The sequence below is a fragment of the Arthrobacter sp. 05L428 genome, from assembly GCF_056397665.1.
This window is the reverse complement of record NZ_JBFTNW010000006.1, coordinates 162,681-184,344: the sequence shown is the minus strand read 5'-3', so window position 1 is coordinate 184,344 and position 21,664 is coordinate 162,681. Positions and strand designations below refer to the sequence as shown.

21 protein-coding genes are annotated in these 21,664 nt (G+C 68.3%); 13 read left to right on the top strand and 8 right to left on the bottom strand.

What is annotated here, in order from left to right:
• Positions 1–212: 212 nt before the first annotated feature.
• The 4 genes from AC1DH3_RS12705 to AC1DH3_RS12690 all read right to left on the bottom strand — a co-directional run bounded on the left by AC1DH3_RS12705 (position 213) and on the right by AC1DH3_RS12690 (position 3,894).
• Positions 213–962, bottom strand: coding sequence for a maleylpyruvate isomerase family mycothiol-dependent enzyme (locus tag AC1DH3_RS12705; RefSeq protein ID WP_476909440.1), 750 nt, complete (start codon positions 960–962; stop codon positions 213–215).
• Positions 962–1,801 (bottom strand): fumarylacetoacetate hydrolase family protein, encoded by an 840-nt coding sequence (locus AC1DH3_RS12700; protein WP_476909439.1) that lies wholly within the window; start codon positions 1,799–1,801, stop codon positions 962–964. Before AC1DH3_RS12700 ends, AC1DH3_RS12705 begins: the two co-directional genes overlap by 1 nt.
• Entirely contained in the window at positions 1,798–2,943 is a 1,146-nt protein-coding gene (locus AC1DH3_RS12695) for a cupin domain-containing protein (protein WP_476909438.1), read from the bottom strand. Before AC1DH3_RS12695 ends, AC1DH3_RS12700 begins: the two co-directional genes overlap by 4 nt.
• A gap of 129 nt (positions 2,944–3,072) precedes the next feature.
• Positions 3,073–3,894 carry an IclR family transcriptional regulator gene (locus tag AC1DH3_RS12690; protein WP_476909437.1) on the bottom strand — a complete coding sequence of 274 codons (822 nt, stop codon included), beginning with the start codon at positions 3,892–3,894 and terminating at the stop codon, positions 3,073–3,075.
• A gap of 48 nt (positions 3,895–3,942) precedes the next feature.
• On the opposite strand from AC1DH3_RS12690, the gene AC1DH3_RS12685 reads away from it, so the two are divergent.
• From AC1DH3_RS12685 to AC1DH3_RS12630, 12 genes are all read left to right on the top strand, one after another.
• On the top strand, positions 3,943–5,277 hold the full coding sequence (locus AC1DH3_RS12685) for an MFS transporter (protein WP_476909436.1): 1,335 nt from the start codon (positions 3,943–3,945) through the stop codon (positions 5,275–5,277).
• The gene (locus AC1DH3_RS12680) at positions 5,270–6,526 is read left to right on the top strand and encodes an FAD-dependent oxidoreductase (protein ID WP_476909435.1); all 1,257 of its coding nucleotides are present in this window, start codon (positions 5,270–5,272) and stop codon (positions 6,524–6,526) included. The genes AC1DH3_RS12685 and AC1DH3_RS12680 overlap by 8 nt, the downstream gene beginning before the upstream one ends.
• Before the next feature lie 216 nt (positions 6,527–6,742).
• Positions 6,743–7,537 carry an IclR family transcriptional regulator gene (locus tag AC1DH3_RS12675; protein WP_441418611.1) on the top strand — a complete coding sequence of 265 codons (795 nt, stop codon included), beginning with the start codon at positions 6,743–6,745 and terminating at the stop codon, positions 7,535–7,537.
• Positions 7,538–7,865: 328 nt separating this feature from the next.
• Positions 7,866–9,143 carry a cytochrome P450 gene (locus AC1DH3_RS12670; protein ID WP_476909434.1) on the top strand — a complete coding sequence of 426 codons (1,278 nt, stop codon included), beginning with the start codon at positions 7,866–7,868 and terminating at the stop codon, positions 9,141–9,143.
• A gap of 5 nt (positions 9,144–9,148) precedes the next feature.
• Entirely contained in the window at positions 9,149–10,228 is a 1,080-nt protein-coding gene (locus AC1DH3_RS12665; protein ID WP_441418613.1) for a PEP/pyruvate-binding domain-containing protein, read from the top strand.
• A 70-nt stretch (positions 10,229–10,298) separates the two neighbouring features.
• On the top strand, positions 10,299–12,167 hold the full coding sequence (locus AC1DH3_RS12660; RefSeq protein WP_441418614.1) for a PEP-utilizing enzyme: 1,869 nt from the start codon (positions 10,299–10,301) through the stop codon (positions 12,165–12,167).
• Between the two features lie 7 nt (positions 12,168–12,174).
• Complete coding sequence (locus AC1DH3_RS12655; protein WP_441418615.1) at positions 12,175–12,948, top strand: SDR family NAD(P)-dependent oxidoreductase; 774 nt, start codon at positions 12,175–12,177, stop codon at positions 12,946–12,948.
• 46 nt (positions 12,949–12,994) lie between these two features.
• Positions 12,995–13,315 (top strand): 2Fe-2S iron-sulfur cluster-binding protein, encoded by a 321-nt coding sequence (locus tag AC1DH3_RS12650; protein WP_441418616.1) that lies wholly within the window; start codon positions 12,995–12,997, stop codon positions 13,313–13,315.
• A 92-nt stretch (positions 13,316–13,407) separates the two neighbouring features.
• Positions 13,408–14,670, top strand: a complete 1,263-nt coding sequence (locus tag AC1DH3_RS12645; RefSeq protein WP_441418748.1) for an NAD(P)/FAD-dependent oxidoreductase — start codon at positions 13,408–13,410, stop codon at positions 14,668–14,670.
• A 33-nt stretch (positions 14,671–14,703) separates the two neighbouring features.
• Positions 14,704–15,462, top strand: coding sequence for an HD domain-containing protein (locus tag AC1DH3_RS12640; protein WP_441418617.1), 759 nt, complete (start codon positions 14,704–14,706; stop codon positions 15,460–15,462).
• Positions 15,459–16,979 (top strand): aldehyde dehydrogenase family protein, encoded by a 1,521-nt coding sequence (locus AC1DH3_RS12635; protein ID WP_441418618.1) that lies wholly within the window; start codon positions 15,459–15,461, stop codon positions 16,977–16,979. The genes AC1DH3_RS12640 and AC1DH3_RS12635 overlap by 4 nt, the downstream gene beginning before the upstream one ends.
• Before the next feature lie 120 nt (positions 16,980–17,099).
• On the top strand, positions 17,100–17,609 hold the full coding sequence (locus tag AC1DH3_RS12630) for a mycothiol transferase (protein WP_441418619.1): 510 nt from the start codon (positions 17,100–17,102) through the stop codon (positions 17,607–17,609).
• On the opposite strand, the gene ggt is transcribed toward AC1DH3_RS12630, so the two are convergent.
• From ggt to AC1DH3_RS12615, 3 genes are all read right to left on the bottom strand, one after another.
• Complete coding sequence (gene ggt / locus AC1DH3_RS12625; RefSeq protein WP_441418620.1) at positions 17,593–19,419, bottom strand: gamma-glutamyltransferase; 1,827 nt, start codon at positions 19,417–19,419, stop codon at positions 17,593–17,595. The genes AC1DH3_RS12630 and ggt overlap by 17 nt on opposite strands.
• A gap of 109 nt (positions 19,420–19,528) precedes the next feature.
• Positions 19,529–20,002 (bottom strand): NUDIX hydrolase, encoded by a 474-nt coding sequence (locus AC1DH3_RS12620; RefSeq protein ID WP_476909433.1) that lies wholly within the window; start codon positions 20,000–20,002, stop codon positions 19,529–19,531.
• Between the two features lie 130 nt (positions 20,003–20,132).
• Positions 20,133–20,996: an SDR family oxidoreductase gene (locus tag AC1DH3_RS12615; protein ID WP_476909432.1), complete on the bottom strand. Its 864-nt coding sequence runs from the start codon at positions 20,994–20,996 to the stop codon at positions 20,133–20,135.
• A 101-nt stretch (positions 20,997–21,097) separates the two neighbouring features.
• Between AC1DH3_RS12615 and AC1DH3_RS12610 the strand changes: the two genes are divergently transcribed.
• A complete protein-coding gene (locus AC1DH3_RS12610; protein ID WP_476909431.1) occupies positions 21,098–21,469 on the top strand; it encodes a winged helix-turn-helix transcriptional regulator in 372 nt (123 codons plus the stop codon).
• An 18-nt stretch (positions 21,470–21,487) separates the two neighbouring features.
• On the opposite strand, the gene AC1DH3_RS12605 is transcribed toward AC1DH3_RS12610, so the two are convergent.
• Positions 21,488–21,637: a hypothetical protein gene (locus AC1DH3_RS12605; protein ID WP_476892683.1), complete on the bottom strand. Its 150-nt coding sequence runs from the start codon at positions 21,635–21,637 to the stop codon at positions 21,488–21,490.
• Positions 21,638–21,664: the final 27 nt, after the last annotated feature.

Below are 21,664 nucleotides of genomic sequence, written 5' to 3'. Positions count from 1 at the left end.
AGCCGAGGCCGCGTTCCTGCCCGGTTGTTAGCTCCGACGCGCGGAACACTCCGGCGTGTCTCCGGACCGGCGTCGTTGTTTCAGCCGAAAACCGGGCTGGAGCGCGCCGGGAGTACCCCCGGACGGAGGCAAGCACACCCGAAGGCGGGAGCCTCCCTCGCCTGAACTGTTCAGGCGAGGGAGCCTCCCGCTCGTCGACCGTTGAGCTGGCCTCAGATCCACTTCGGCGCGGCGGGAACCGTGCCGTGCGTGGCGGGCCCCGAAGCGGTGACGCCGCTTTGGCCGCGGCCGGCGGCCCATTCGACGACGGCGGGCAGCGGTCCGGAGACCACCGTGGGGGTCGCCGCCGTCGTGTCCCCGAGCGTGAGGCCGCGGTCCGTGACCTCGAGCCTCAGTCCGGCGTCGGTGCCGCGGGCCTTCCAGGCTCCCGTGATGTCCGCCAGCAGCCGCTCCAGGACGGGAACGGGGATGTCCCGGAAGGCGGCCCCGTTGCCCAGGTCCACGGCGTGCATCCAGACTTCCCGGCTCCGCATCCAGACCGTTTCCGTGGCCGGGACTTCCCGGCCCTGGATGGTGCGCACTTTGTGGTGCCAGGCGTCCTCCGGGAGGTCCCGCCATTCGACGTTCAGGTGCACGGCGGAGTGGTCGAACAGGTGCCGCAGCGCAATCGGGGTCAGCGTGGCGCCGAAGTCGATCTCATGGTCGCGGACCTCGGTGGAGGCGTACATTGGGGTCTCCACCCCGGTGGCCGCCCACTCGATGAGCCGGGCGATGGCCCGGGCGTTGTAGCCGATGTGCGCCGTAATGTGGCGACGGCTCCAGCCCGGCAGCAGCGAGTCGCCGTCGAGGTCCGCGTCGGAGAGCTCGTTGAGCTTGCGGGCGAAGAACGCTGTGCCGCGGCGCGCCTGCAGCAAAGCCGCCAGCAGCTCCGGGTCCGTCGTCTGGTCGTGGCGGGCAACCATCAGGCTTCCTTGACCACGCGGTTTTTCAGCTGGCCCAGGCCCTCGATCGTGGTGACCAGGAGCTGGCCCTCCTGCAGGTACCGCTTCGGGTCCTGGGCGTGGCCCACGCCGCCGGGGGTGCCGGTGGCGATCACGTCGCCGGGGTTCAGCGTGATGATGGTGGAGATGTAGGAGACCAGGAACTCCGGGGTGAAGACGACGTCGGTGGTGGGCGTCTGCTGCTGGATCTCGCCGCCGACCTCGGTGGTCATGAGGCCGCCGCTGAACTCGTCCTTGGTGACCAGGGCAGGACCGAACGGTGTGGACTTCTCCCAGGTCTTGCCCTGCAGCCACTGGATGGTGCGGAACTGGTAGTCCCGCATGGACACGTCGTTGAGCACGGCGTACCCGGCGATGTGGTCTTTCGCGTCGGCTTCGGAGATCCGGCGGCCCGTCTTGCCGATCACGACGGCGAGTTCGGACTCCCAGTCGACGGTGTCGGATTCCTGCGGGAGGGCGAGGTCATCGTTGGGTCCGATCAGGGATTCGGCGTATTTGGCGAACAGGGTGGGGAACTCGGGGACTTCCCGGCCCATCTCCTTGATGTGGTTGCGGTAGTTGTGGCCCACGCAGATGATCTTGCCGGGGGAGGGGACGACGGCGTCAAGGTCCGCGCCCTCGAGCGGGTGGGTAGCGCCAGCCGCGTTCCGCGCAATCGCTTCCCAGTCAGCGGAGCGGAGCAGCGCTCCGACGTCGGCGAAGCCGTCAATCTCAGTCAGGGTGTCGCCGTCCTGGCGGACGGCCACGGTGGAAGTGCCGGTGCCGGTGGCTTTGCCGGTGCGGAGGGTGAGGAGTCTCATGCGTTCTTGCGTCCTTCGGTGTAGGTGCGGCTGAAGTTCAGTCGTTCGAAAATGGGGGCGTCGCTGAACCGGAAGAGGTCAAACTCAGTCTCGGCCTGCAGGTCCCCCTGCAAGGACCATTCAGTCCAGGACGGGACCACGAAGAGGTCGCCCTTCGCGAGGGTCCGGGTTTCGCCGTTGAGGACCACGGAGCCGGATCCCTCGAAGACCTGCCAAACGCTGGAGCCCACCTCGTGCAGGGCTTCGGTGGTGGCGCCGGCGCGCAGCCGGTGGAACTCGGCCCGGATGGTCGGCATGACGTCGCCGCCGGTGGTCGGGTTGGTGTAGCGGACGGCAGCGTGGCCCTGGGACACGGTGGCGGGGTGGCCCTCGTCCTCCAGCAACAGCTGCTCGCGCAGGGCACGGTCCGTGTATTCCCAGCGGTAGGCCGCGATGGGGGAGCTGGTGGTGTCGTCCAGTCCGGAGAGCGGGCGCAGGCCCGGGTGGGCCCAGAGCCGCTCGGACCGGGAGATGTCCGGGGTGGCTTCGTCGGTGACGCGCTCGGTGCCGAACTCGAAGAAGCCGGCGTCGGCGTAGTGCACGAACGGGATGTCCAAGCCGTCGATCCAAGCCATCGGCTCGTCGGTGTCGTTGTGGTGGCCGTGGAAGTTCCAGCCCGGGGTCAGCAGGAAGTCGCCGCGGGACATCCGCACCGGGTCGCCGTTCACGACCGTCCAGACACCTTCACCCTCGACCACGAAGCGGAAGGCGTTCTGCGAGTGGCGGTGCTCCGGGGCCGTCTCGCGGGCACCGAGGTACTGGATGGCCGCCCACAGCGTGGGCGTGGCGTACGGGGTGTTGCCCAGGCCGGGGTTCGCCAGCGCGATGGCGCGCCGTTCACCGCCGCGGCCCACCGGGACGAGGTCGCCGGCACGGGCGGCCAGCGGGTACAGATCGCTCCACCGCCAGATGTGGGGGACCGCCTTCGGGCTCGGGACCATCGGCATCAGGTCCGCGATCTCGGTCCAGAGCGGAATCAGGTTCTCGCGGTCAAAGTCGCGGTACAGCTCCTGCAGCTGGGCGGCCTCTTCGGGCGTGGGCTCCGGAGCAGTGTGCCCCGCGGCCACTGATTCATGGGTCGTGTTCTCGGCGCTGATGGACACGTGGGCCTCCTCGGTAGGTCAGAACAGTTTTTCGGCGTAGTTCGACCATACGGAGCACCCAGTGTGACCTCCAACATATTCTGCCAGCCAGAATTGCCGGACGGGCCTGCCGGGTGCCCTGCCGAGTGTTTAGTCCGGTTCGGCGGGATTCGCGGCGATATCGATCTCCAGCTGCCGGCAGGTTTCCCGCAGGGCGGCGACCAGCCCGGCGTCGAACACCCGCCGGAAGCGGGTTGCGGGAGTTGCGACGCTGAGCGCGCCGACGACTTGGCCGTGCCGGTTGTGCAGGGCCATCCCGAGGGCGCTGACCCCTTCCTCGGTGCCTTCGAAATTCGCGGCGAAGCCGTTGCTGCGGATGGACTCCAGTTCGCGCAGGAATGCCGGGTACTCCGCGTCCGCGATGGTGTCCCCGCCAATCTCGGCATTGTTGCTGCGGAAGAGCTGGTCGATCATGGGCGGTTCCAGTTCGGCAAGCATGGCCTTGCCTCCGGACGTCTTGTTGGCCGGCATGACCGTCCCCTGCCGGTCGCCCACCCGCAGGACATTGTTCCCCTCCACCGTGGCCAGAAAGCGGACCTTCGTGCCGACCCGCACCATCAGGTTGACGGTCTCGTTGAGCTGGGCGGAGAGGAGTTCCATGTGCGGCTGCGCGAGCGTCCGGAGCAGCCTGGTCCAGGCCAGCCCGGCCGGCCCGACGCCCATCGCCGGGCCCGGGACGTAGCGGCGGGTCTCATCCTGCACGGCGAACCCCCGATAAACCAGCATTGCCAGCAGGCGATGGGCGGTGGAAGGGGCGACGCCGAGCTCCGCGGCGGCGTCCTTGAGCCGCAGCGGCCCGCCGTCGCGGAGCAGCTGCAGGAGCTGCAGTGCGTTGTCGACAGCCTCGATGGAATAGGTGGGCCGTTTCTGCACGGGCTTCCGGGCGGAGGAAGATGATGGCTTGTTCTGCACATCAGAATTGTATTGTGGTTCATCCGCGGCGGCTAGGACAGTAGTGGCATGAATCACACATCTTCTGTTGCAGCGCCGCAACGGTCCGCGCCGGCGACTCCCGGCCCCACCGCCGCTGGCGGTCCAGCCTCCCGGTTCTCCAAAGCCTCGGCGGCGGCTGTGCTCGTCTGCTGGCTCCTCGTCGTCTTCGACGGCTACGACCTGATCGTCTACGGCACCGTCCAGTCCTCCCTGATCTCCGAGACCGGTTGGGGCCTGAGCAAGGCCACCGCGGGCACCATCGGTTCGATGGCCTTCGTCGGCATGATGATCGGTGCGATCTTCGCCGGCCGGATGGCCGATTCCTGGGGGCGCCGCCGCACCATCCTCGGCTGCGCCATCGTCTTCTCGGTTTTCACCATCCTTTGCGCCTTTGCCCCCAGCGCCCCCGTTTTCGGCGTCCTTCGGCTCCTGGCCGGCATTGGCCTCGGCGGGCTGGTGCCCTCGGCCAACGCTCTCGTGGCCGAGCTGGTCCCCACCAAGTGGCGGTCCACCATCGCTACCCTGATGATGTCCGGCGTCCCGATCGGCGGGTCCATCGCAGCCCTCGTCGGGATCCAGTTGATCCCGGTCTTCGGCTGGGAATCCATGTTCCTGGTGGCCGTGCTGGCCCTGCTGGTCGTCGTGCCGCTGGGGCTGAAGTACCTGCCGGAAACGCTCGCCCCGGCCGCCAGCGGCGGGGTGGCAGCGAAGCCGTCCCGGAAGGGCGGCACGCTCAAGGAACCGGCCGGCTTCTCGTCCCTGCTCCGCGCCCCGTACCTGGGGATCAGCATGCTGTTCGCCCTGGCCACGATCGCCACCCTTTTCGCCTGGTACGGGTTGGGCACCTGGCTGCCGAACCTCATGCAGTTGGCAGGCTACAACCTGGGCTCCGCCCTGACCTTCGCACTGGCCCTGAACCTCGGGGCGGTGGCCGGCTCGGTGCTCACGGCCTGGGCCGGGACCCGCTTCGGTCCGATCCCGACGGCGATTGCCGCGGCAGCCGTCGCCGCCGGCGCCCTCGTGGTCCTGGTAACCGGACCGTCCGTCACCGTCGTCTACCTCATGCTCGTCCTCGCCGGCGTCGGAACCCACGGCACGCAGTGCCTGATCATCGCCGCCGTCGCGAGCCACTACCCCGGACACCTGCGCGGCACCGCGCTGGGCTGGGCGCTGGGAACGGGCCGGATCGGCGCCGTCGCCGCACCCCAGGTCGGCGGCCTCCTGCTGGCCGCCGGGCTGGGCGTCAACTCCAATTTCCTGGCCTTCGCCGGCGCAGCCGCCATTGCCGCGGTCCTGCTGGTCGTCGTCGGACTCAAACTCAAATGCAAAATCTCGATCCCGCAAGGAGCAAGCCATGTCTGAGCACGCCACGTCCACTGACGTCCTGGTCATCGGAGGGGGAATGGCCGGACTGGCCGGAGCCCTCGCGCTGCGTGAAAATGGCGCCAACGTCACCCTCGTGGAGCGGGCCCCCGAATTCGGCGAGGTCGGCGCCGGGCTGCAGATGGCCCCCAACGCCTCCCGCGTCCTGAAGCGCTGGGGCCTGCTGGAAAAGGCCCTGGAAATCGGTGTCCAGCCCAAACACCTAGTGTTCCGCGACGCCGTTACCGGCGAGGAGCTCACCCGCCAGACCCTCGGCGGGGAATTTGCGGAGCGCTACGGCGCACCCTACGTCGTGATCCACCGCAGCGACCTGCACCGGGTCCTGCTCGAAGGCTGCGAGGTCGCCGGCGTCAAGCTCGTCAACGACGTCATGGTCGAGAGCGTAGAAACCGTCAACGGCCGCGGCGTGGCCCACACCGCCGCCGGAGTGGACTACGAGGCCGACGTCGTGATCGGCGCCGACGGACTCCGGTCCACCCTGCGCCCGCTCGTGACCGACGACGAGCCGGTCTCCTCGGCCTACGTGGCCTACCGCGGCACCGTCCCGATCACCGACAAAACCCCCAAGGCCGACCTCGAGGACGTCATCGTCTACCTCGGACCGGACTGCCACCTGGTGCAATACCCGCTGCGCAAGGGCGAGCTGCTCAACACCGTGGCCGTCTTCAAGTCCCCCTCCTTCGAGCGCGGCGAAGAGCAGTACGGGGGAGTGGACGAGCTCGAGGCTGCGTACAAGGACTGCGTCCCGGCCGTCCAGGAAGCGCTGAAGAACCTGGCCACCGGCATCCGCTGGCCCATGTACGACCGCGACCCGATCGAAAACTGGGTCGCCGGCCGGATGGTGCTGATGGGCGACGCCGCGCACCCGATGCTTCAGTATCTCGCCCAGGGTGCCTGCCAAGCGCTGGAGGACGCTGCCGCGCTGCAGGACGCCACCGCGGGCACGGTCTTCACCGGCCACGGCGTGAAGCCGGAAGCCTGGGACGGCGCGATCAAGGAGTTCAACGACACCCGCGCCGGCCGCACCGCCCGGGTCCAGCGCACCGCCCGCGTCTGGGGCGAATCCTGGCACGTCTCCGGACTGGCCCGGACGCTGCGCAACCTGCTCTTCAAGAGCCGGAAGGACAATGATTTCCAGTACAACGACTGGCTGTACGGCCAGGACGGCGACGGCGTGCCCGCGGTCCGCGAGCCTCTCTCCCGCCTGACGGACCGTATCTCCGCCTAGGCAAACCCCGACGCGGGGTCACCTGGCGCCCATTCCGGAGCCCCGGGTGGACGCCACGTGACCCCGCGTTGCGTGTTCGGAGCCCCGGACCAACCCGGTCCGGACTAGACTCGCTTCATTTTGATGCACCGCCGACCTGTCCACGGCCCACCGCCGGCCGTCCGGCCGGACGGCGGCCGGACCAGGGCGGGATGAGCCCTCGACAAGGAGGTCAGGATGGCTGGCGGCAGCAGCGAACCCGGCAGGACCGTTACCTCGAAGGTCCTCGCCATCCTGGAAGCCTTCGAAACATCCCGTGGTGCCCTCAGCCTGACCGGGATCGCCGAGAAATCCGGGCTGCCGCTGAGTACTGCCCACCGGCTGGTCACCGAACTCACCGCGTGGGGATTCCTGTCCCGGGAACCGAACGGGCGCTACCAGCTGGGCATCCGGCTGTGGGAGCTGGCGCAGAACACGGGGAGGCAGCTGCGTGACGCGGCCAGGCCCTACGTGCAGGATTTGTTCTCGCTCACGGGGGAAACCGCGCACCTTGCGGTCCGGGCCGGCCACGAGGTGCTCTATATCGACCGCGTTTACGGTTCAAAACGGGTGCCGCGGGCCTCCCGGGTCGGCGGCCGGCTGCCCATGCACGCGACCGCCGTCGGCAAGGTGATCCTGGCTTACGAGCAGGACTGGGTCCGGGACGCGTACCTGAACCGGCAGCTGGAGCGGCACACCGCCCACACCCATGTGGACCCCAAAAAGCTGGCCGCGGAACTGGTCCAGATCCGGGAGCAGGGGTACGCCACCACGCTGGAGGAGGTGCGGCTGGGCTCCTGTTCGATCGCGGTCCCGGTCTTCCATACCGGCAGGATCGGCGCCTCCATCGGCCTGGTGCTTCCCACCAGCCAGGCCGCCACAATGACCCGGCACCTGCCCGTCCTGCGGGGCATCGCAGCCCAGATTGAGCGTGCCACCGCGAGGATCCCGCTGGAGACGCTGCTGGGCAGCCACGTCGCCGGCACGGACTGAGCCGGGCACGCCCCGAGTGCTGTCTGCTCCCGGCGCCGGAGGGTCCGTCCGGGGGCACTTTGACGGCAAGCACTTTGACGGCAATCTTCGACGTCGGCCGCTGTGTTGGCGGCGTGGCCGCGTCGAAGTGCCCCCGCACCCCGGGCCGCACCCCGCACCCCCGGCCCGACGCTGTCCAGGGGGATCGGCCGGGCCCGGCCCTGGAACAAGTCCTTTCCACCCAGTGGAAGCACACGCTATCCGCGGGGAGTGACCGGGGCCACACTGGGAGATAAGAACCCCGGCATGCACTGGCGCTGCCGGCGGGACCGAAAACCTAGGAGCTTAGATGTCACCCTCGACGGAAACGGCCGGCCGCTGTCCCTTTGGACACGGCGCCGAAGCCCCCGCAGGGCACCACGGCTATGAGCCGTTCCAGATGAAGGATCCGTTTCCCGCCTATGCTGAACTCCGGGCCGAGCAGCCCGTGATGTTCGACGAGCGGGTGGGCCTCTACGTCGTCTCCCGCTATGACGACATCAAGGCCGTCTTTGAGGACTGGGAGACCTTCTCCAGCGAAAATGCCCAGGCCCCGGTCCGCGAGCGCGGCGCTGCGGCGAAGAAGATCATGGAAGAGGGCGGGTTCACCGCCTACTCGGGCCTGTCGGCGCGGCGCCCGCCGGAGCACACCCGCATCCGCGCCGTGGTCCAGAAAGCCTTCACGCCGCGCCGCTACAAGGCGCTGGAACCGTTCATCCGGCAGAACGTCGTCGACCTGCTGGAGAAGATGCTGGCCCACCCGGAACACCGCGGCGACATGGTCAAGGATCTCGCCTACGACGTCCCCACCATCACCATCCTCACCCTCATCGGCGCGGATGTCTCCCAGGTGGACACCTTCAAGCGCTGGAGCGATTCCCGCGCGGCGATGACCTGGGGCGACCTCAGCGACGAGGAACAGATCCCGCACGCCCACAACCTGGTGGAGTACTGGCAGGAATGCCTCCGCCTGGTCAAGGTGGCCCATGAGGAGGGCGGCGACAACCTCACCGCGGACCTGGTAAAGGCGCAGCAGGAGGGTGCCGAGATCTCCGACCATGAGATCGCCTCGGTCCTGTACAGCCTGCTTTTCGCCGGCCACGAGACCACCACCACGCTGATCTCCAACGCCCTCCGCGAGCTCCTGGCCCGCCCGGGCCAGTGGAAGCAGCTGGTCGAGGACCCCAAGAAGATCCCCGCCGCAATCGAAGAGGTGCTCCGCTACGCCGGCTCGATCGTCGGCTGGCGGCGCAAGGCGCTCACAGACACCGAAGTCGGCGGCGTCCCCATCGAGGAAGGCGCGCAGCTGCTGCTCCTGATGGGCTCTGCCAACCGTGACGAGAACAAGTTCGACGCCGGCGAGGTCTTCGACATCAGCCGTCCCAACGCCCGCGAGCACCTCTCCTTCGGGTTCGGCATCCACTACTGCCTGGGCAACATGCTCGCCAAGCTCCAGGCCAAGATTGCCCTTGAGGAAGTGGCCCGGCTCGCCCCGGAACTGCAGCTGGAGAACCCGGAAGCCATCACCTTCCGCGAAAACCTGTCCTTCCGCGTCCCCGAGACCGTCCCCGTCAGCTGGAAGGCCTAAGGAAAATGCAAAGCAACGAGTACATCCAGTTCTTCGACGGCGGCATCGAACCGAAGCTCGACAACCTTGGCGGCAAGGGCGCGTCCCTGGTCACCATGACTTCCGCCGGCATGCCCGTCCCGCCAGGCTTCGTGGTCACCACCGCGCAGTTTGACGCCTTTATGCAGGAAGCCGGCATCACCCGGCATATTCACCAGCTCCTGGCCGATCTCGACCCCGAGGACATGGGCCAGGTGGATAAGGTCTCGGCCGCCATCCGCGAGGACATCTGCTCCCGCCCGGTGCCGCAAGCGCTGCGCGAGCTCACCGTCGGCGCCTACGAGGCCCTGATGTCACGCTTCGAGGCGCCCGTGCCGGTGGCCGTGCGCTCCAGCGCCACCGCCGAGGACCTCCCGGACGCCTCCTTCGCCGGCCAGCAGGACACCTATCTCTGGCTGCACGGCGTCAAGGCCGTCACCGATCACATCCGGCAGTGCTGGGCATCGCTGTTCACCTCCCGCGCCATCATTTACCGGCTGAAGAACAGCATCCCCAACGAGGGCCTCTCGATGGCCGTCGTGGTGCAGAAGATGGTCAACGCCCGCGTCTCCGGCGTCGCGATCACCATGGACCCCACCAACGGCGACCGCTCCAAGATCACCATCGACTCCTCTTACGGCGTCGGCGAGATGGTGGTCTCAGGCCAGGTCACCCCGGACAACATCATGCTGGACAAAGTCACCTTGGCCGTCATCTCCGAACACCTCGGCGACAAGCACGCCGAACTCGTCCCGGACGCCGTTGCCGGCCGCCTGGTGGAGCGGGAAGTCGACGCCGAACGCCGCGGCCGGCGCAGCCTCAGCGACGCTGAACTCAGCGCCGTGGCGCTGATGGCCAAGCGCGCGGAGAAACACTACAAGTGCCCGCAGGACATCGAGTGGGCCCTTGACACGGACCTGCCGGACGGCGCGAACCTGCTCCTGCTGCAGTCCCGCCCGGAAACCGTCCACTCCTCCAAGCCCGCCGTCGTCACGGCCCCGCAACCGGTGGTCGCTGGAGGCTTCTTCAGCGGATTCAGCGCCGGGACGCCCAAGGCGTCCGCCTAGTACCCGCTGTTGCCCCCCGTTCCGCCCTCCCACCACGGCTCAACGATGAGCCCGCCTTGAAAGGACCGCCATGTCCCTGAAGTCCTTCCCCAAACCCTCCGAGCTCGCGGTCCCCGCCGGCGCCGAGGGCTGGGAAAAGATCTACCCGTATTACCTGGTCTTCCAGGACAAGCTCAAGGAGCAGGAGGACGCCAAGTTCTGGTTCTGCGACAGCCAGCACTGGCCCACAGTCTTCAAGCCCTTCGAGACCATCGGCGGCGAATTCGCGGTCAAGTGCCTGGGCCAGTACAACGCCCGGCATCTGATGATCCCGAACGCCAACGGCATCGAATTCAGGGTGCACCTGGGCTACCTGTACATGTCGCCCATCCCGGTCCCCGAGGACCAGATCGCCGCGCGGGTCCCCCTGTTCGAGCAGCGCGTGGGCCACTACTTCCAGAACTGGGACCAGCTCCTCAAGCAGTGGCATGTCAAGGTCAAGGGCACCATCGACGAGATGGAAACCATCTCCTTCCCCAAGCTCCCGGACGTGGTCCCGATGGAGGATATCCTCTCCGGCAAGGGCAAGGACGGCTCCGAGAAGCTGCTGGAAAGCTACGACCGGCTCATCCAGCTGGCCTACCAGAACTGGCAATACCACTTCGAGTTCCTCAACCTCGGCTACATCGCCTACCTGGACTTCTTCAACTTCTGCAAGCAGGTCTTCCCCAACATCCCGGACCAGTCGATCGCCACCATGGTGCAGGGCGTGGACATGGAGCTGTTCCGTCCGGATGACGAGCTCAAGCAGCTCGCCAAGCTCGCCGTCGAACTCGGGCTGCAATCCCGCTTCGGCAACCCCGACGACGTCGAGGCCACCCTCGCTGCGATCGCGGCCGCCCCCGGCGGGGACCGCTGGATTGCCCAGTATGAGGCCGCCAAGGACCCGTGGTTCAACTTCACCGTGGGCAATGGCTTCTACGGCCACGACAAGTACTGGAACGAACACCAGGAAATCCCGCTCGGCTACATCGCGGACTACGTCCGGCGGGTGGACGAGGGCCAGGAAATCATGCGCCCGGTCGAGGCCCTGATCCTCGAACGCGACCGCATCATCGAGGAATACCGGGAGCTGCTGGAAGGCGAAAACCAGGCACTGTTCGACGCCAAGCGCGGGCTCGCCGCGACCGCCTACCCGTACGTGGAGAACCACAACTTCTACATCGAGCACTGGACCATGGGCGTCTTCTGGCGCAAAATCCGCGAGCTCAGCCGCATGATGCAGGGCGAAGGCTTCTGGACCGAGCCGGACGACCTGCTCTACCTGGGCCGCAACGAGGTCCGCGACGCGCTCTTCGACCTCGTCACCGGCTGGGGCGTCGGCGCGAAGCCGATCGGCCCGGACTACTGGCCGGAGGAGATCGAACGCCGCCGCGGGATCGTGGACGCACTGAAGACGGCGCGGCCGGCGCCCGCGCTGAACACCCCGCCGGAAATCATCACCGAACCGTTCACCCGGATGCTCTGGGGCATCACCACCGAGCAGGTCCAGCAGTGGCTGGGTGCCGGCGAAGCGGTGGAGGGCGGCGGCCTGCGCGGCATGGCGGCCTCACCCGGCGTCGTCGAAGGCCTGGCCCGCGTCGTCACCGACGCCGACCAGCTCTCCGAAGTGCAGCAGGGCGAAATCCTGGTCGCGACCGTCACGGCACCGTCCTGGGGCCCGATCTTCGGCAAGATCAAGGCAACGGTCACGGACATCGGCGGCATGATGAGCCACGCGGCGATCGTCTGCCGGGAATACGGGCTCCCGGCCGTGACCGGGACCGGCTCCGCGTCCACCACGATCAAGACCGGACAGCGGCTGCGGGTGGACGGCACCAAGGGGACCGTGCAGATCCTCGACGCCGAAGACGAACTGGCGGTCACCGGACCCGGAGCGCACAGCCACAGCCATGTCTGATGCGACGATGAACCCCGCAGAAGACGGGCGCACGGACCAGCCGGCCCGCACCGTCCTGATCACCGGTGCCGCCGGCGGGCTGGGCCGGGCGTTCGCGCTCGGCTTCGCCCGCCGCGGCTACCGCGTGGCGGTGGCGGACGTGAACCTGGCGGGCGCTGAGGAAACAGCCAAACTGGTCCTGGATACCGGGGCCGAGGCGGCCGCCTTCTACGCCGACGTCACCAGCGTCGACTCCACCGAGGCCCTCGCAAAAGACTGCGCGGACTTCGGTAGCGGAAGCATCGACGTCGTGCTCAACAACGCGGCGGTGTACGCCGGGGTGACCCGCAGCCCGTTCGAGGACATTGACCCGGCCGAATGGGACCTGGTGATGAACGTCAACCTCAAGGGCCCCTGGCTCGTCACCCGGGCGGCGAGCCCGTTCCTGCCCGAGGGCGGGCGCGTCATCAACCTCTCCAGCGCCACGATCTTCAGCGGCTCGGAGCAGTGGCTGCACTACGTCGCCTCGAAAGGCGGTGTGGTGGCCCTGACCCGGGTGCTGGCCAAGGAACTGGGCCGGCGGGGGATTACCGTCAACGCGATCGCCCCCGGCTTCACCCTCACCGAAGCCAGCTATGGGCTGATGGAGAACGCCGAGAACTACGGCGTGGACCGGGGTGCCATCAAGCGGGCCAGCCAGCCGGAAGACATCGTGGGTGCGGCGCTTTTCCTGGCCGGCCCGGACAGTTCCTACTACACCGGCCAGACCATGGTGGTCGACGGCGGCCGCCAGTTCATCTGAGCGCCGGCTCCAAATTTCCAAGCGACTTTCTACCCAAGGAGGACCAATGCCAACGGTTCATTTCACCGACGCCGATGGCGCCGTCCGCGACGTGCAGGGCAACCCCGGGGATTCCGTCATGGAGACCGCGGTGCGCAACGGCGTCCCCGGCATCGTGGCCGAATGCGGCGGCTCGCTGTCCTGCGCCACCTGCCACGTCTTTGTCCGCGAGGACTGCCTCGCGGAGCTTCCACCGATGGAGGACATGGAGGACGAGATGCTCTACGGCACGGCCGTGGACCGCGAGGACAACTCGCGGCTGTCCTGCCAGCTGCGCCTGACGGACGAGATCGAACTGTTCGTCACCACCCCGGAAACCCAGGTGTAGCCGTGGAAACCCACGTTGCCGCGGCGCAGCAGACGTCCGCCGAAACGGCCGGCGCAGCCGGTCCCGAAACTGCAAGCCCCACCCGCACCGGCCTGCTGATCATCGGCGCCAGCCAGTCCGGCGTCCAGCTCGCGGTGTCGCTGCGGGCGCTCGGCTTCGACGAGCACATCACCCTGCTTGGCGACGAGGACCACCGGCCCTACCAGCGCCCGGCCCTGTCCAAGGAGTTCCTGCAGGGCACGGTGGAGAGCGAATCCCTGATCTTCCGCTCCAACGAGTACTGGGCCGAGCACAACGTGGAGCTGGTCAAGGGCGAATACATCGTCCGGATCGAGAAGGAAGCCGACGGGTCCGGGGTGGCGCATTCCTCCTCCGGGCGGCAGTTCCCCTTCACGCGGCTCGCCCTCACCGTGGGCGCCCGCGCCCGAAAACTGGAGATTGAGGGCGGGGACCTCGACGGCGTCCTCTACCTGCGCAACGCCGACGACGCCCTGGCGCTCAAGGCCCGGGTGGAGGATGCCACCGACGTGGTGGTGATCGGCGGCGGATTCATCGGCCTCGAAGCCGCGTCCAGCCTGCAAAAGATGGGCAAGAACGTCACCGTGCTCGAATTCGGTCCGCGGCTGGTGGGCCGCGCCGTCGGCGAGGAAACCGCCGAGTACTTCCTGCAGGCCCACCGTGCCCGGGGCTTGGACATCCGGCTGAACACGAGCGCCAAGCGCTTCACCGCAGCCGGCGCCGGTGACAACGCCCCGGGCGACGGCCGCAGGGTCGCCGGCGTCGAACTCCAGGACGGCACGGTGCTGCCCGCGCAGATCGTGCTGGTCGGCATCGGCGTCATCCCGAACACCCAGCTGGCCGAACAGCTTGGCCTGGCCGTGGACAACGGGATCGTCGTGGACCGCTTCGCGCTGGCCTCGGACGGGACCACGGTGGCCATCGGCGACTGTGCCAACATGCCCAACCCGGTCCCCGGCTCGGAACCGGGGGAGCGGATCCGGCTCGAGAGTGTCAACAACGCGATCGAGCACGCCAAGGTGGCCGCCTATTCGCTCACCGGGCGGCGCGAGGAATATGCCGGCATCCCGTGGTTCTGGTCCAACCAGGCCGACCTCAAGCTCCAGATCGCCGGACTCTGCAGCGGCTACGACCAGACGGTGCTGCGGCAGGACCAGGAACGGGGCAAGTTCAGCGTCCTCTACTACCGGCAGGGCCGCATCATCGCCGCGGACTGCGTCAACGCGCCGCTGGACTTCATGGCGGTCAAGAACGCCCTCGCCAAAGGCCAGAACATCCCCGCCGACGCCGCCGCGGACCCGGCTACACCCCTCAAGACGATCACCACGGACAGCTAGCCGCCTCCGGCCAGCCCCACCCGAAGGAGCACTATGACCACCCCCAAGACGCCGGTTGCCGACGCCGGCACTGCCACAGCCGGGACTACTGCTGTCGCCCCTGCCCACCCCGCGGCCGCGGACTTCGCCGCCGCTTATCCGGTCCGGCCGATTCCGGCGCCGGGACCGGTGGACACGGCCCCGATCGCCACTACCCCCGCGGCCCTAGGAGAACTGGACGGGCTCTGGCGGGCAGTAGTGCACGAGACCCGCACCCGAGGCAACGACATTCACCTGCCTATCTCGCTCGCCTACGCGGAGCGGCTCTGCCGGGCCTATCCGGATGCCGACGCCGAATTGGTCCGGGTGGCCACGGTGCTGCACGACACCGGCTGGGCCCACGTGGACGAATCCCGGATCATCTCCGAGGGCTTCGCCGGGGACTGGCGCAAGGCCGCCATCCGGTATGAACACGAAAAGCAAGGCTGCGACGTCGCCCGCCGGGTGCTCCCGGACCTGGGCTACGACGCCGAATTCATCGAGCGCGTCTGCGCGATCATTGACGGGCATGACACCCGCCCCGTGGCCTATTCGCTGGAGGACGCACTGATGCGCGACGCCGACCGGCTGTGGCGCTTCGACCAGGCTGGGATCGCCCTGGCCTCCTCCTGGTTCAAGATGGACCCGGCGACCTACACCGAGCGGCTGACCTCGGAAATCGTGCCCGAGCTCATCACCCAGGCCGCGTTCGACATGGCCATCGCGGACCTGGACCGCTCCACCGCCCTGCTCAAGACGGCGGTCATCCGATGACCGCCGCCACGCACGAGGCCCCCGCCGTGGCCGCCCGCGCCGCGCTCAAACTGCCCTACACCCACGTCGACGACCTCTTCATCGACGGCGCCTGGATCCCGGCACGCGGTACCGGCCGCAACCCGGTCACGGACCCCGCCACCGGCGAAGCCTGGGGCTCCGTGCCGGACGGCACCGCCGAAGACGTCGACGCCGCCGTCGTCTCCGCACGCCGGGCTTTCGACGCCGGCGAGTGGCCGCGGCTGGCGCCGTCGGTCCGCGCCGCGTACCTGCTGCGCATCGCCGAGGAAGTGGAGAAGCGGGCCGGGGAGCTGTCCCTGACGAACACCCGCGAGAACGGCTCGCCGGTATCCGAATCCGCCGGGGCCGCCGCCAACGCCGCGGGGATCCTCCGCTACTTCGCCACCCTGGCCGAGTACCTGGAGCGTGAGGACGTACGGGCCTTCCCGAAGGGCAGCGGGGAATCTGTTGTCCGGCGCGATCCGGTGGGCGTGTGCGCCCTGATCGCACCGTGGAACTTTCCGATCAACCTCGTGGTCATCAAGCTGGCCCCGGCGCTGTTGGCCGGATGCACCGTGGTGATCAAGCCGGCGTCTCCCACCCCGTTGTCCCTCCGGGTGGTCATTGACGCGGTGGCCGCGGCCGGTGTCCCGGCCGGCGTCGTCAACCTTGTCACCGGATCCGGCCGGCTGGGGGATCAGCTCGTGAAGCACCCCGGCGTGGACAAGGTGGCGTTCACGGGTTCCACGCCGGTGGGCCGAAAGATCGCGGCGGCATGCGGCGAACTGTTGCGCCCTGTCACCCTCGAACTCGGCGGAAAATCCAGTGCGGTTGTGCTGCCGGACGCGGACTTGGACGCCATGTCCAAGGTGCTGATCCGCTCCTGCCTGCGCAACACCGGGCAGACCTGCTACATCTCGACCCGGATCCTGGCACCCGCCAGCAGGTACGAGGAGGTGGTGGACATGGTCACCGCCACGATCGCGGCAGCCAAGCAGGGCGACCCGCTGGAGCCTGACACCGTGTTTGGCCCGTGCGCCACGGAGTCCCAGTACCGGACCGTTCTGGAATACGTGGAGTCCGGCCTGGCCGAAGGCGCCCGTGCCACGACCGGCGGCCGCGCCGCGTCGCTGGGCGGCGGGCTCGAAGGCGGCTACTTTGTCGAGCCGACCGTGTTCGCCGACGTCACCCCCGCCATGCGGATCTCGCGCGAGGAGATCTTTGGACCGGTCATCTGCATCCTGAAGTACGACGACGCGGGAGGCAGCGCCGATGCAGCGGTCGCGTTGGCCAACAACACCGAGTTCGGCCTGGGCGGGCTGGTGTTCGGCTCCGACCCCGGGACGGCGATGGCGGTGGCGGAACGGATGGACACCGGTTCGGTGGGCATCAACTTCTTCGCCTCCAACCATGCGGCGCCCTTTGGCGGCCGGCACGATTCCGGCCTCGGCACCGAATATGGCGTCGAGGGCCTCAACGCCTACCTCAGCTACAAGTCGATCCACCGGAAGGTGTAGGGGATGCTCTTTCCCTTATGGTCCCTCTGCCGCACCCGGAACAACCAAAAGTGATAGCGCAACCGGTTCCGGCCGTGCCAGCATGGGGGCTCAGCGAAAGCGCGCCGGGAGGGGACTGCAATGAAGGCCAACGAACTGCTGCTTGACGGGTTTGGCAGGATCCACGAGATCGTGGCCGCCACCCTCGAAGACATAGACCCGGAGCTGCTGGTCCGGCGGGTGGCGGACCAGGCAAACCCGATTGCGTGGCTGGTCTGGCACCTCAGCCGTGGGGAGGATGCCCAAATCGCCCCCGCCGCCGGCTTGGAGCAGGTGTGGACGTCGCAGGGCTTCGCCGGACGGTTTGGCCTGTCACTGCCCGTCCAGGACACCGGCTACGGGCACACGTCCGAGCAGGTCGACGCGGTTCAGGCCCCGCCTGAGTTGCTGCGGGACTATTACGACGCCGTCCACCGGCAGAGTGTCGGGTTCCTGGAATCCCTCAGCGACGAGGAGCTCGACCGCGTCGTGGACACCCGCTGGAAGCCGCCGGTCACGCTCGGGGTGCGGCTGGTCAGCATTCTCGCCGATTGCCTCCAGCACGCGGGACAGGCCGCGTACGTGAAAGGCGCCGTTACCGAGACCGGTTGAGCACCATCGCCGAACCGCCGCCGCGCCGGACCGGCTCGGCGGCCGCGACCAGGCGCCCGCCCGGACCGAACTCGATCGCGGTTGCCGCGCCGATCTCCGCCGCCGAGGTGAACGCATCCCCGGACGGTGTGAACTGATGGCCGTACGGCGCGAGCCCGGTGCCGTACGCGGCGATGAACGACGGCTCGGCCGTGACCTTGGCCGTGTTCCGCTGTGACGCACGCGGTGCCGCAATCGCCTCGGAGATCGTCATGCCCAGATCCACCCGGTTCAGGATGGTCTGCAGCACTGTCGTAATGATGGTCGATCCGCCGGGGGAGCCGAGCGCGAGGAACGGCGCCCCGTCCTTCAGGATGATGGTCGGCGCCATCGAGGAGCGCGGACGCTTCCCCGGCTCGATCCGGTTCGGATCCTTGGGGTCGTACACGGTGGAGAAGTCGGTCATTTCGTTGTTGAGCAGGAACCCGCGGCCGGGCACCACCATGCCGGATCCGCCGGTCTGCTCGATCGTGAGGGTGTACTCCGCCACGTTGCCCCACTTGTCCGCGACCGTCAGATTCGTCGTCGAGATGTTCTCGGTGTCCTTCTCGTCGGCGGGTGCCACTGCGGCGGCCGGGCACACGCCGTCGTACGCTGACACATTTCCCGGTGCGACCGGCTTGGCCGCGGCATGCTGCGGGTCGATCCGGCAGGCGCGTTCCTTGCCGAAGAGCGGGTCGGTGAGAGCGGCCGTTGGCACGTCGACCTGCGCCGGATCGCCGACGTACTTGCCGCGGTCGGCGAACGCCAGGGCACTGGCTTCCAGGTAGTGGTGCAGGGCGCCGGCCCGGGACATCCCGGAGAGATTGGACGGGTCCAGGATGTTCAGCGCCTCGCCGACCGTGGTGCCGCCGCTGCTGGAGGGCGCCATGCCGTAGACGTCCAGGCCGCGGTAGTCCACGTGGGTGGGATCCTGGTCCAGCGCACGGTAGGCGGCGAGATCCGCCGTTGTCATGAATCCGGCCGGGACGGGCAGCTTGGTGCCGGCGGCCTTCGCTGGAGCCTGGACGGTGGCCGCGATTTCCGCAGCGAGCGGCCCGCTGTAGAAGCCGCGCGTGCCGTGCTTCGCGAGGAGCCGGTAAGTCGCGGCCAGGTCGTGGTTTTGGAAAATGCTGCCGACGGCGGGAGCGTCCCCGCCGGGCAGGTAGAGGCTGCTGGTCGCGGGGAATGCGGCGAAGCGGGCCTTGTTGTCGAGGGTCTGCTGCCGGAACGTTCCGTCCACGACGAAGCCTCGGGTGGCCACCTTGATGGCCGGTTTGAGGGCCTCGCCAAGGCCCAGGCTGCCCCAGCGCTCGAGTGCCCGTTCCCAGGTCGCGGGGGTGCCAGGGACGCCGACGGCGACGCCGCTGGTGACGAGCTCGGGGGTGAAGCGGTAGGGCTGGCCCGTCGCCGGGTCAATGAACGCATCGTGCGGCATCCCGGCCGGAGCAGTCTCGCGTCCGTCGACTGTGCCGACCTTGCCGGTCTTTGCGTCGTAGTAGACGAAGTAGCCGCCGCCGCCGATGCCGGCGCTGTACGGCTCGGTCACGCCCAGGGTCGCGGCTGCGGCGACGGCGGCGTCTGCCGCGTTGCCGCCCTTGCGGAGCACCTCGATCGCGGCGGCCGAGGCCTCCGGGTCCACCGTGCTCACCGCGCCGCCGTAGCCGATGGCCGTCGCGGTCTTTTCAGTCTCGCGCGGTGCCGCGGAGGCGGGGCCGGCGACGGCGCCGCCCGCCACGCTCAGGGCCAGTGCCGCGGTGACGGCGGACAGTCGACGTCCTACATGTTGCATGGCTGCTCCCGGGCTAGCGTCGTGTGAACTGACAGTTTCTGTCACACTTCCCGCGCCCGTTGTGACATTCAATGCAGCATCCTGTCACACCGGTGGCTGGCGGCCGCGGCTAGCCTGCCTCCCGCAGGTGCGCCAGGAGCGCGTCCAGGACCGGAAGCTGGCCGCGCACCAGCTTCGTGCGGGCCTCGGACTCGCTGAACCACGCGGCGTCGTCGATCTCCGGGTAGCTGCGGACGATGCCCGATCCCCTTGGCCACTCCAGCGAAAAGGTGTTGCTCACGATCCTTTCCGGCCGGAAGTCACATTCGGCGGCGAAGACGGTGACAAACTTGCCCGAAGCCTGCCGGAAGCTGCCCAGCGGGAAGTAATCGACGTCGGGCGGGGCGGTGCCGATTTCCTCCGCGAACTCGCGGCGCGCGGCCGCCAGTGCGTCTTCGTCTTCGGTGTATTCGCCCTTGGGGATGGACCAGGCCGCGGCATCCTTCCGCGCCCAGAACGGCCCGCCCATGTGTCCGATCCAGACTTCCAGCCGCGACTGCGGACCCCGCCGGTACAGCAGCAGGCCGGCACTCAGAACGCTCATGCGGCCTCCAGTCCACGGGCGGGTTCCGGACTATCTTCGGACGCGCGCGGTGCGAAGGCAAGCGCGGTCGGGCCCGGAACCGTGGAGGCATGGCTGCCGCGGCCCGGTTGCCAGGGGAGGTTGGAGCCCCCTAAAGCGCGGATACCGCCGACCGGACCGCCTCGGACATGGGTGTTGTGGGCCGGCCGATCAACGTGCGTAGCTGAGTCGTAGTGACGTGAAGGTCTCCTCGAGCGATCCCCAGGTCGGAGTCCGCAAGGATATCGGCGAAGTCCAACGGCACGCCGAATCCTGCCAGCATGGCGGCGTAGTCGGCCGCGGGCAGGTCCTGATATGCGATCGGCTGCCCGCTGGCCTCGGCGATCTCGCCGGCCAGTTCCGCCATAGAGAAGGCCTCGTCGCCGCCGAGTTCGTAGACTTTCCCGGCCTGGTCCTCGGCCAGCAGGGCCGCAGCCGCTGCCTCGGCATAGTCGGCGCGCGCCGCGGCGCTAACCTTGCCGTCGCCGGCGCTTCCGGCGAACACGCCCTGTGCGAGCGTCCCCTGAAGCTGCTCGGTGTAGTTCTCCAGGTACCAGCCGTTGCGCAGGAGCACGTAGGGGAGTCCGGATTGCGCGAGCAGGGCCTCCGTCGCCTGGTGCTCGGCGGCCAGCTTCATGCCCGTGCTGTCCGCATTGGCGATGCTGGTGTAGGCGATCAGTCCGACGCTCTCGGCGACGGCGGCATCGATCACAGCGCGGTGCTGTCTCACCCGCCGGCCGACTTCACTCCCGGAAATCAGCAGCACCTTCGTGGCGCCCTTAAGGGCGTCGGTGACCGTGGCGGCGTCGTCGTAGTCCATGGCCCTAACCTGGAGGCCCCGGCCGGCGAACTCCGCCAGCCGTTCGACGGCACGTCCGGTGGCGACGATCTGCCCTGCGGAGACGCCGCGCTGCAGCAGGGATTCGATTACAAGGCGGCCAAGTTGTCCGGTGGCGCCGGTGACGACGATGCTCATGGGAAATTCCTTTCACGTGTTTGCTCTTCCGGGGTGGACAACCGGCCCGCAGCGGCAAAACTTCCCGGAAGAGAGTACGCACTTTCAGGTAAGGTACATACGTGACGGTTAGTTATGAATCATCCCGGTCCCCGCAGCGTTCGGAGAGCCCCGTATTTCCGGCCGGTTGCGCAAGCCGGACCCTGCTCGACCACGTGACGAGCAAGTGGGGGGTGCTGATTCTGATCGCACTGGCCGACGGGCAGCAGCGCTGGAGCGAATTGCGCCGCCGGGCCGAGGGCATCAGCGAAAAGATGCTGGCGCAGACGCTGAAGACGCTGGAGCGCGACGGCCTGGTGTACCGCGAGGCCCGGCCGACCATTCCTCCGCGGGTGGACTACAGCCTGACGCCGCGGGGCCGTGAACTCACCGACCACCTGCTGCCGCTCTTTGGCTGGGTGCAGGAGAACGCCGAGGAAATCATCGGCCAGTAGTGGGGCCCTGGCGCCCTGCTACCAGTTCTGTGGATCGTTCATGCTGCAGCCCTGGCTGCTGCACTGCCTCGCGCTGACCTGCCAGTCCGGCTGGCGCGCCGCCACGGGACGTACGTCTTTCCAGATCGGAACCACCCGTGAACCGCACGCCGGGCAGGGCGGCTCCATATGAGCGCGTCGTTGCGCCTTGTTCAT

Bases quoted from the DNA above. Each gene is read 5' to 3' on its own strand.
- AC1DH3_RS12705 (WP_476909440.1), bottom strand. From the start codon at position 962: ATGGTTGCCCGCCACGACCAGACGACGGACCCGGAGCTGCTGGCGGCT.
- AC1DH3_RS12700 (WP_476909439.1), bottom strand. From the start codon at position 1,801: ATGAGACTCCTCACCCTCCGCACCGGCAAAGCCACCGGCACCGGCACT.
- AC1DH3_RS12685 (WP_476909436.1), top strand. From the start codon at position 3,943: ATGAATCACACATCTTCTGTTGCAGCGCCGCAACGGTCCGCGCCGGCG.
- AC1DH3_RS12680 (WP_476909435.1), top strand. From the start codon at position 5,270: ATGTCTGAGCACGCCACGTCCACTGACGTCCTGGTCATCGGAGGGGGA.
- AC1DH3_RS12675 (WP_441418611.1), top strand. From the start codon at position 6,743: ATGGCTGGCGGCAGCAGCGAACCCGGCAGGACCGTTACCTCGAAGGTC.
- AC1DH3_RS12670 (WP_476909434.1), top strand. From the start codon at position 7,866: ATGTCACCCTCGACGGAAACGGCCGGCCGCTGTCCCTTTGGACACGGC.
- AC1DH3_RS12665 (WP_441418613.1), top strand. From the start codon at position 9,149: ATGCAAAGCAACGAGTACATCCAGTTCTTCGACGGCGGCATCGAACCG.
- AC1DH3_RS12660 (WP_441418614.1), top strand. From the start codon at position 10,299: ATGTCCCTGAAGTCCTTCCCCAAACCCTCCGAGCTCGCGGTCCCCGCC.
- AC1DH3_RS12655 (WP_441418615.1), top strand. From the start codon at position 12,175: ATGAACCCCGCAGAAGACGGGCGCACGGACCAGCCGGCCCGCACCGTC.
- AC1DH3_RS12650 (WP_441418616.1), top strand. From the start codon at position 12,995: ATGCCAACGGTTCATTTCACCGACGCCGATGGCGCCGTCCGCGACGTG.
- AC1DH3_RS12640 (WP_441418617.1), top strand. From the start codon at position 14,704: ATGACCACCCCCAAGACGCCGGTTGCCGACGCCGGCACTGCCACAGCC.
- AC1DH3_RS12635 (WP_441418618.1), top strand. From the start codon at position 15,459: ATGACCGCCGCCACGCACGAGGCCCCCGCCGTGGCCGCCCGCGCCGCG.
- AC1DH3_RS12630 (WP_441418619.1), top strand. From the start codon at position 17,100: ATGAAGGCCAACGAACTGCTGCTTGACGGGTTTGGCAGGATCCACGAG.
- ggt (WP_441418620.1), bottom strand. From the start codon at position 19,419: ATGCAACATGTAGGACGTCGACTGTCCGCCGTCACCGCGGCACTGGCC.
- AC1DH3_RS12620 (WP_476909433.1), bottom strand. From the start codon at position 20,002: ATGAGCGTTCTGAGTGCCGGCCTGCTGCTGTACCGGCGGGGTCCGCAG.
- AC1DH3_RS12615 (WP_476909432.1), bottom strand. From the start codon at position 20,996: ATGAGCATCGTCGTCACCGGCGCCACCGGACAACTTGGCCGCCTTGTA.
- AC1DH3_RS12605 (WP_476892683.1), bottom strand. From the start codon at position 21,637: ATGGAGCCGCCCTGCCCGGCGTGCGGTTCACGGGTGGTTCCGATCTGG.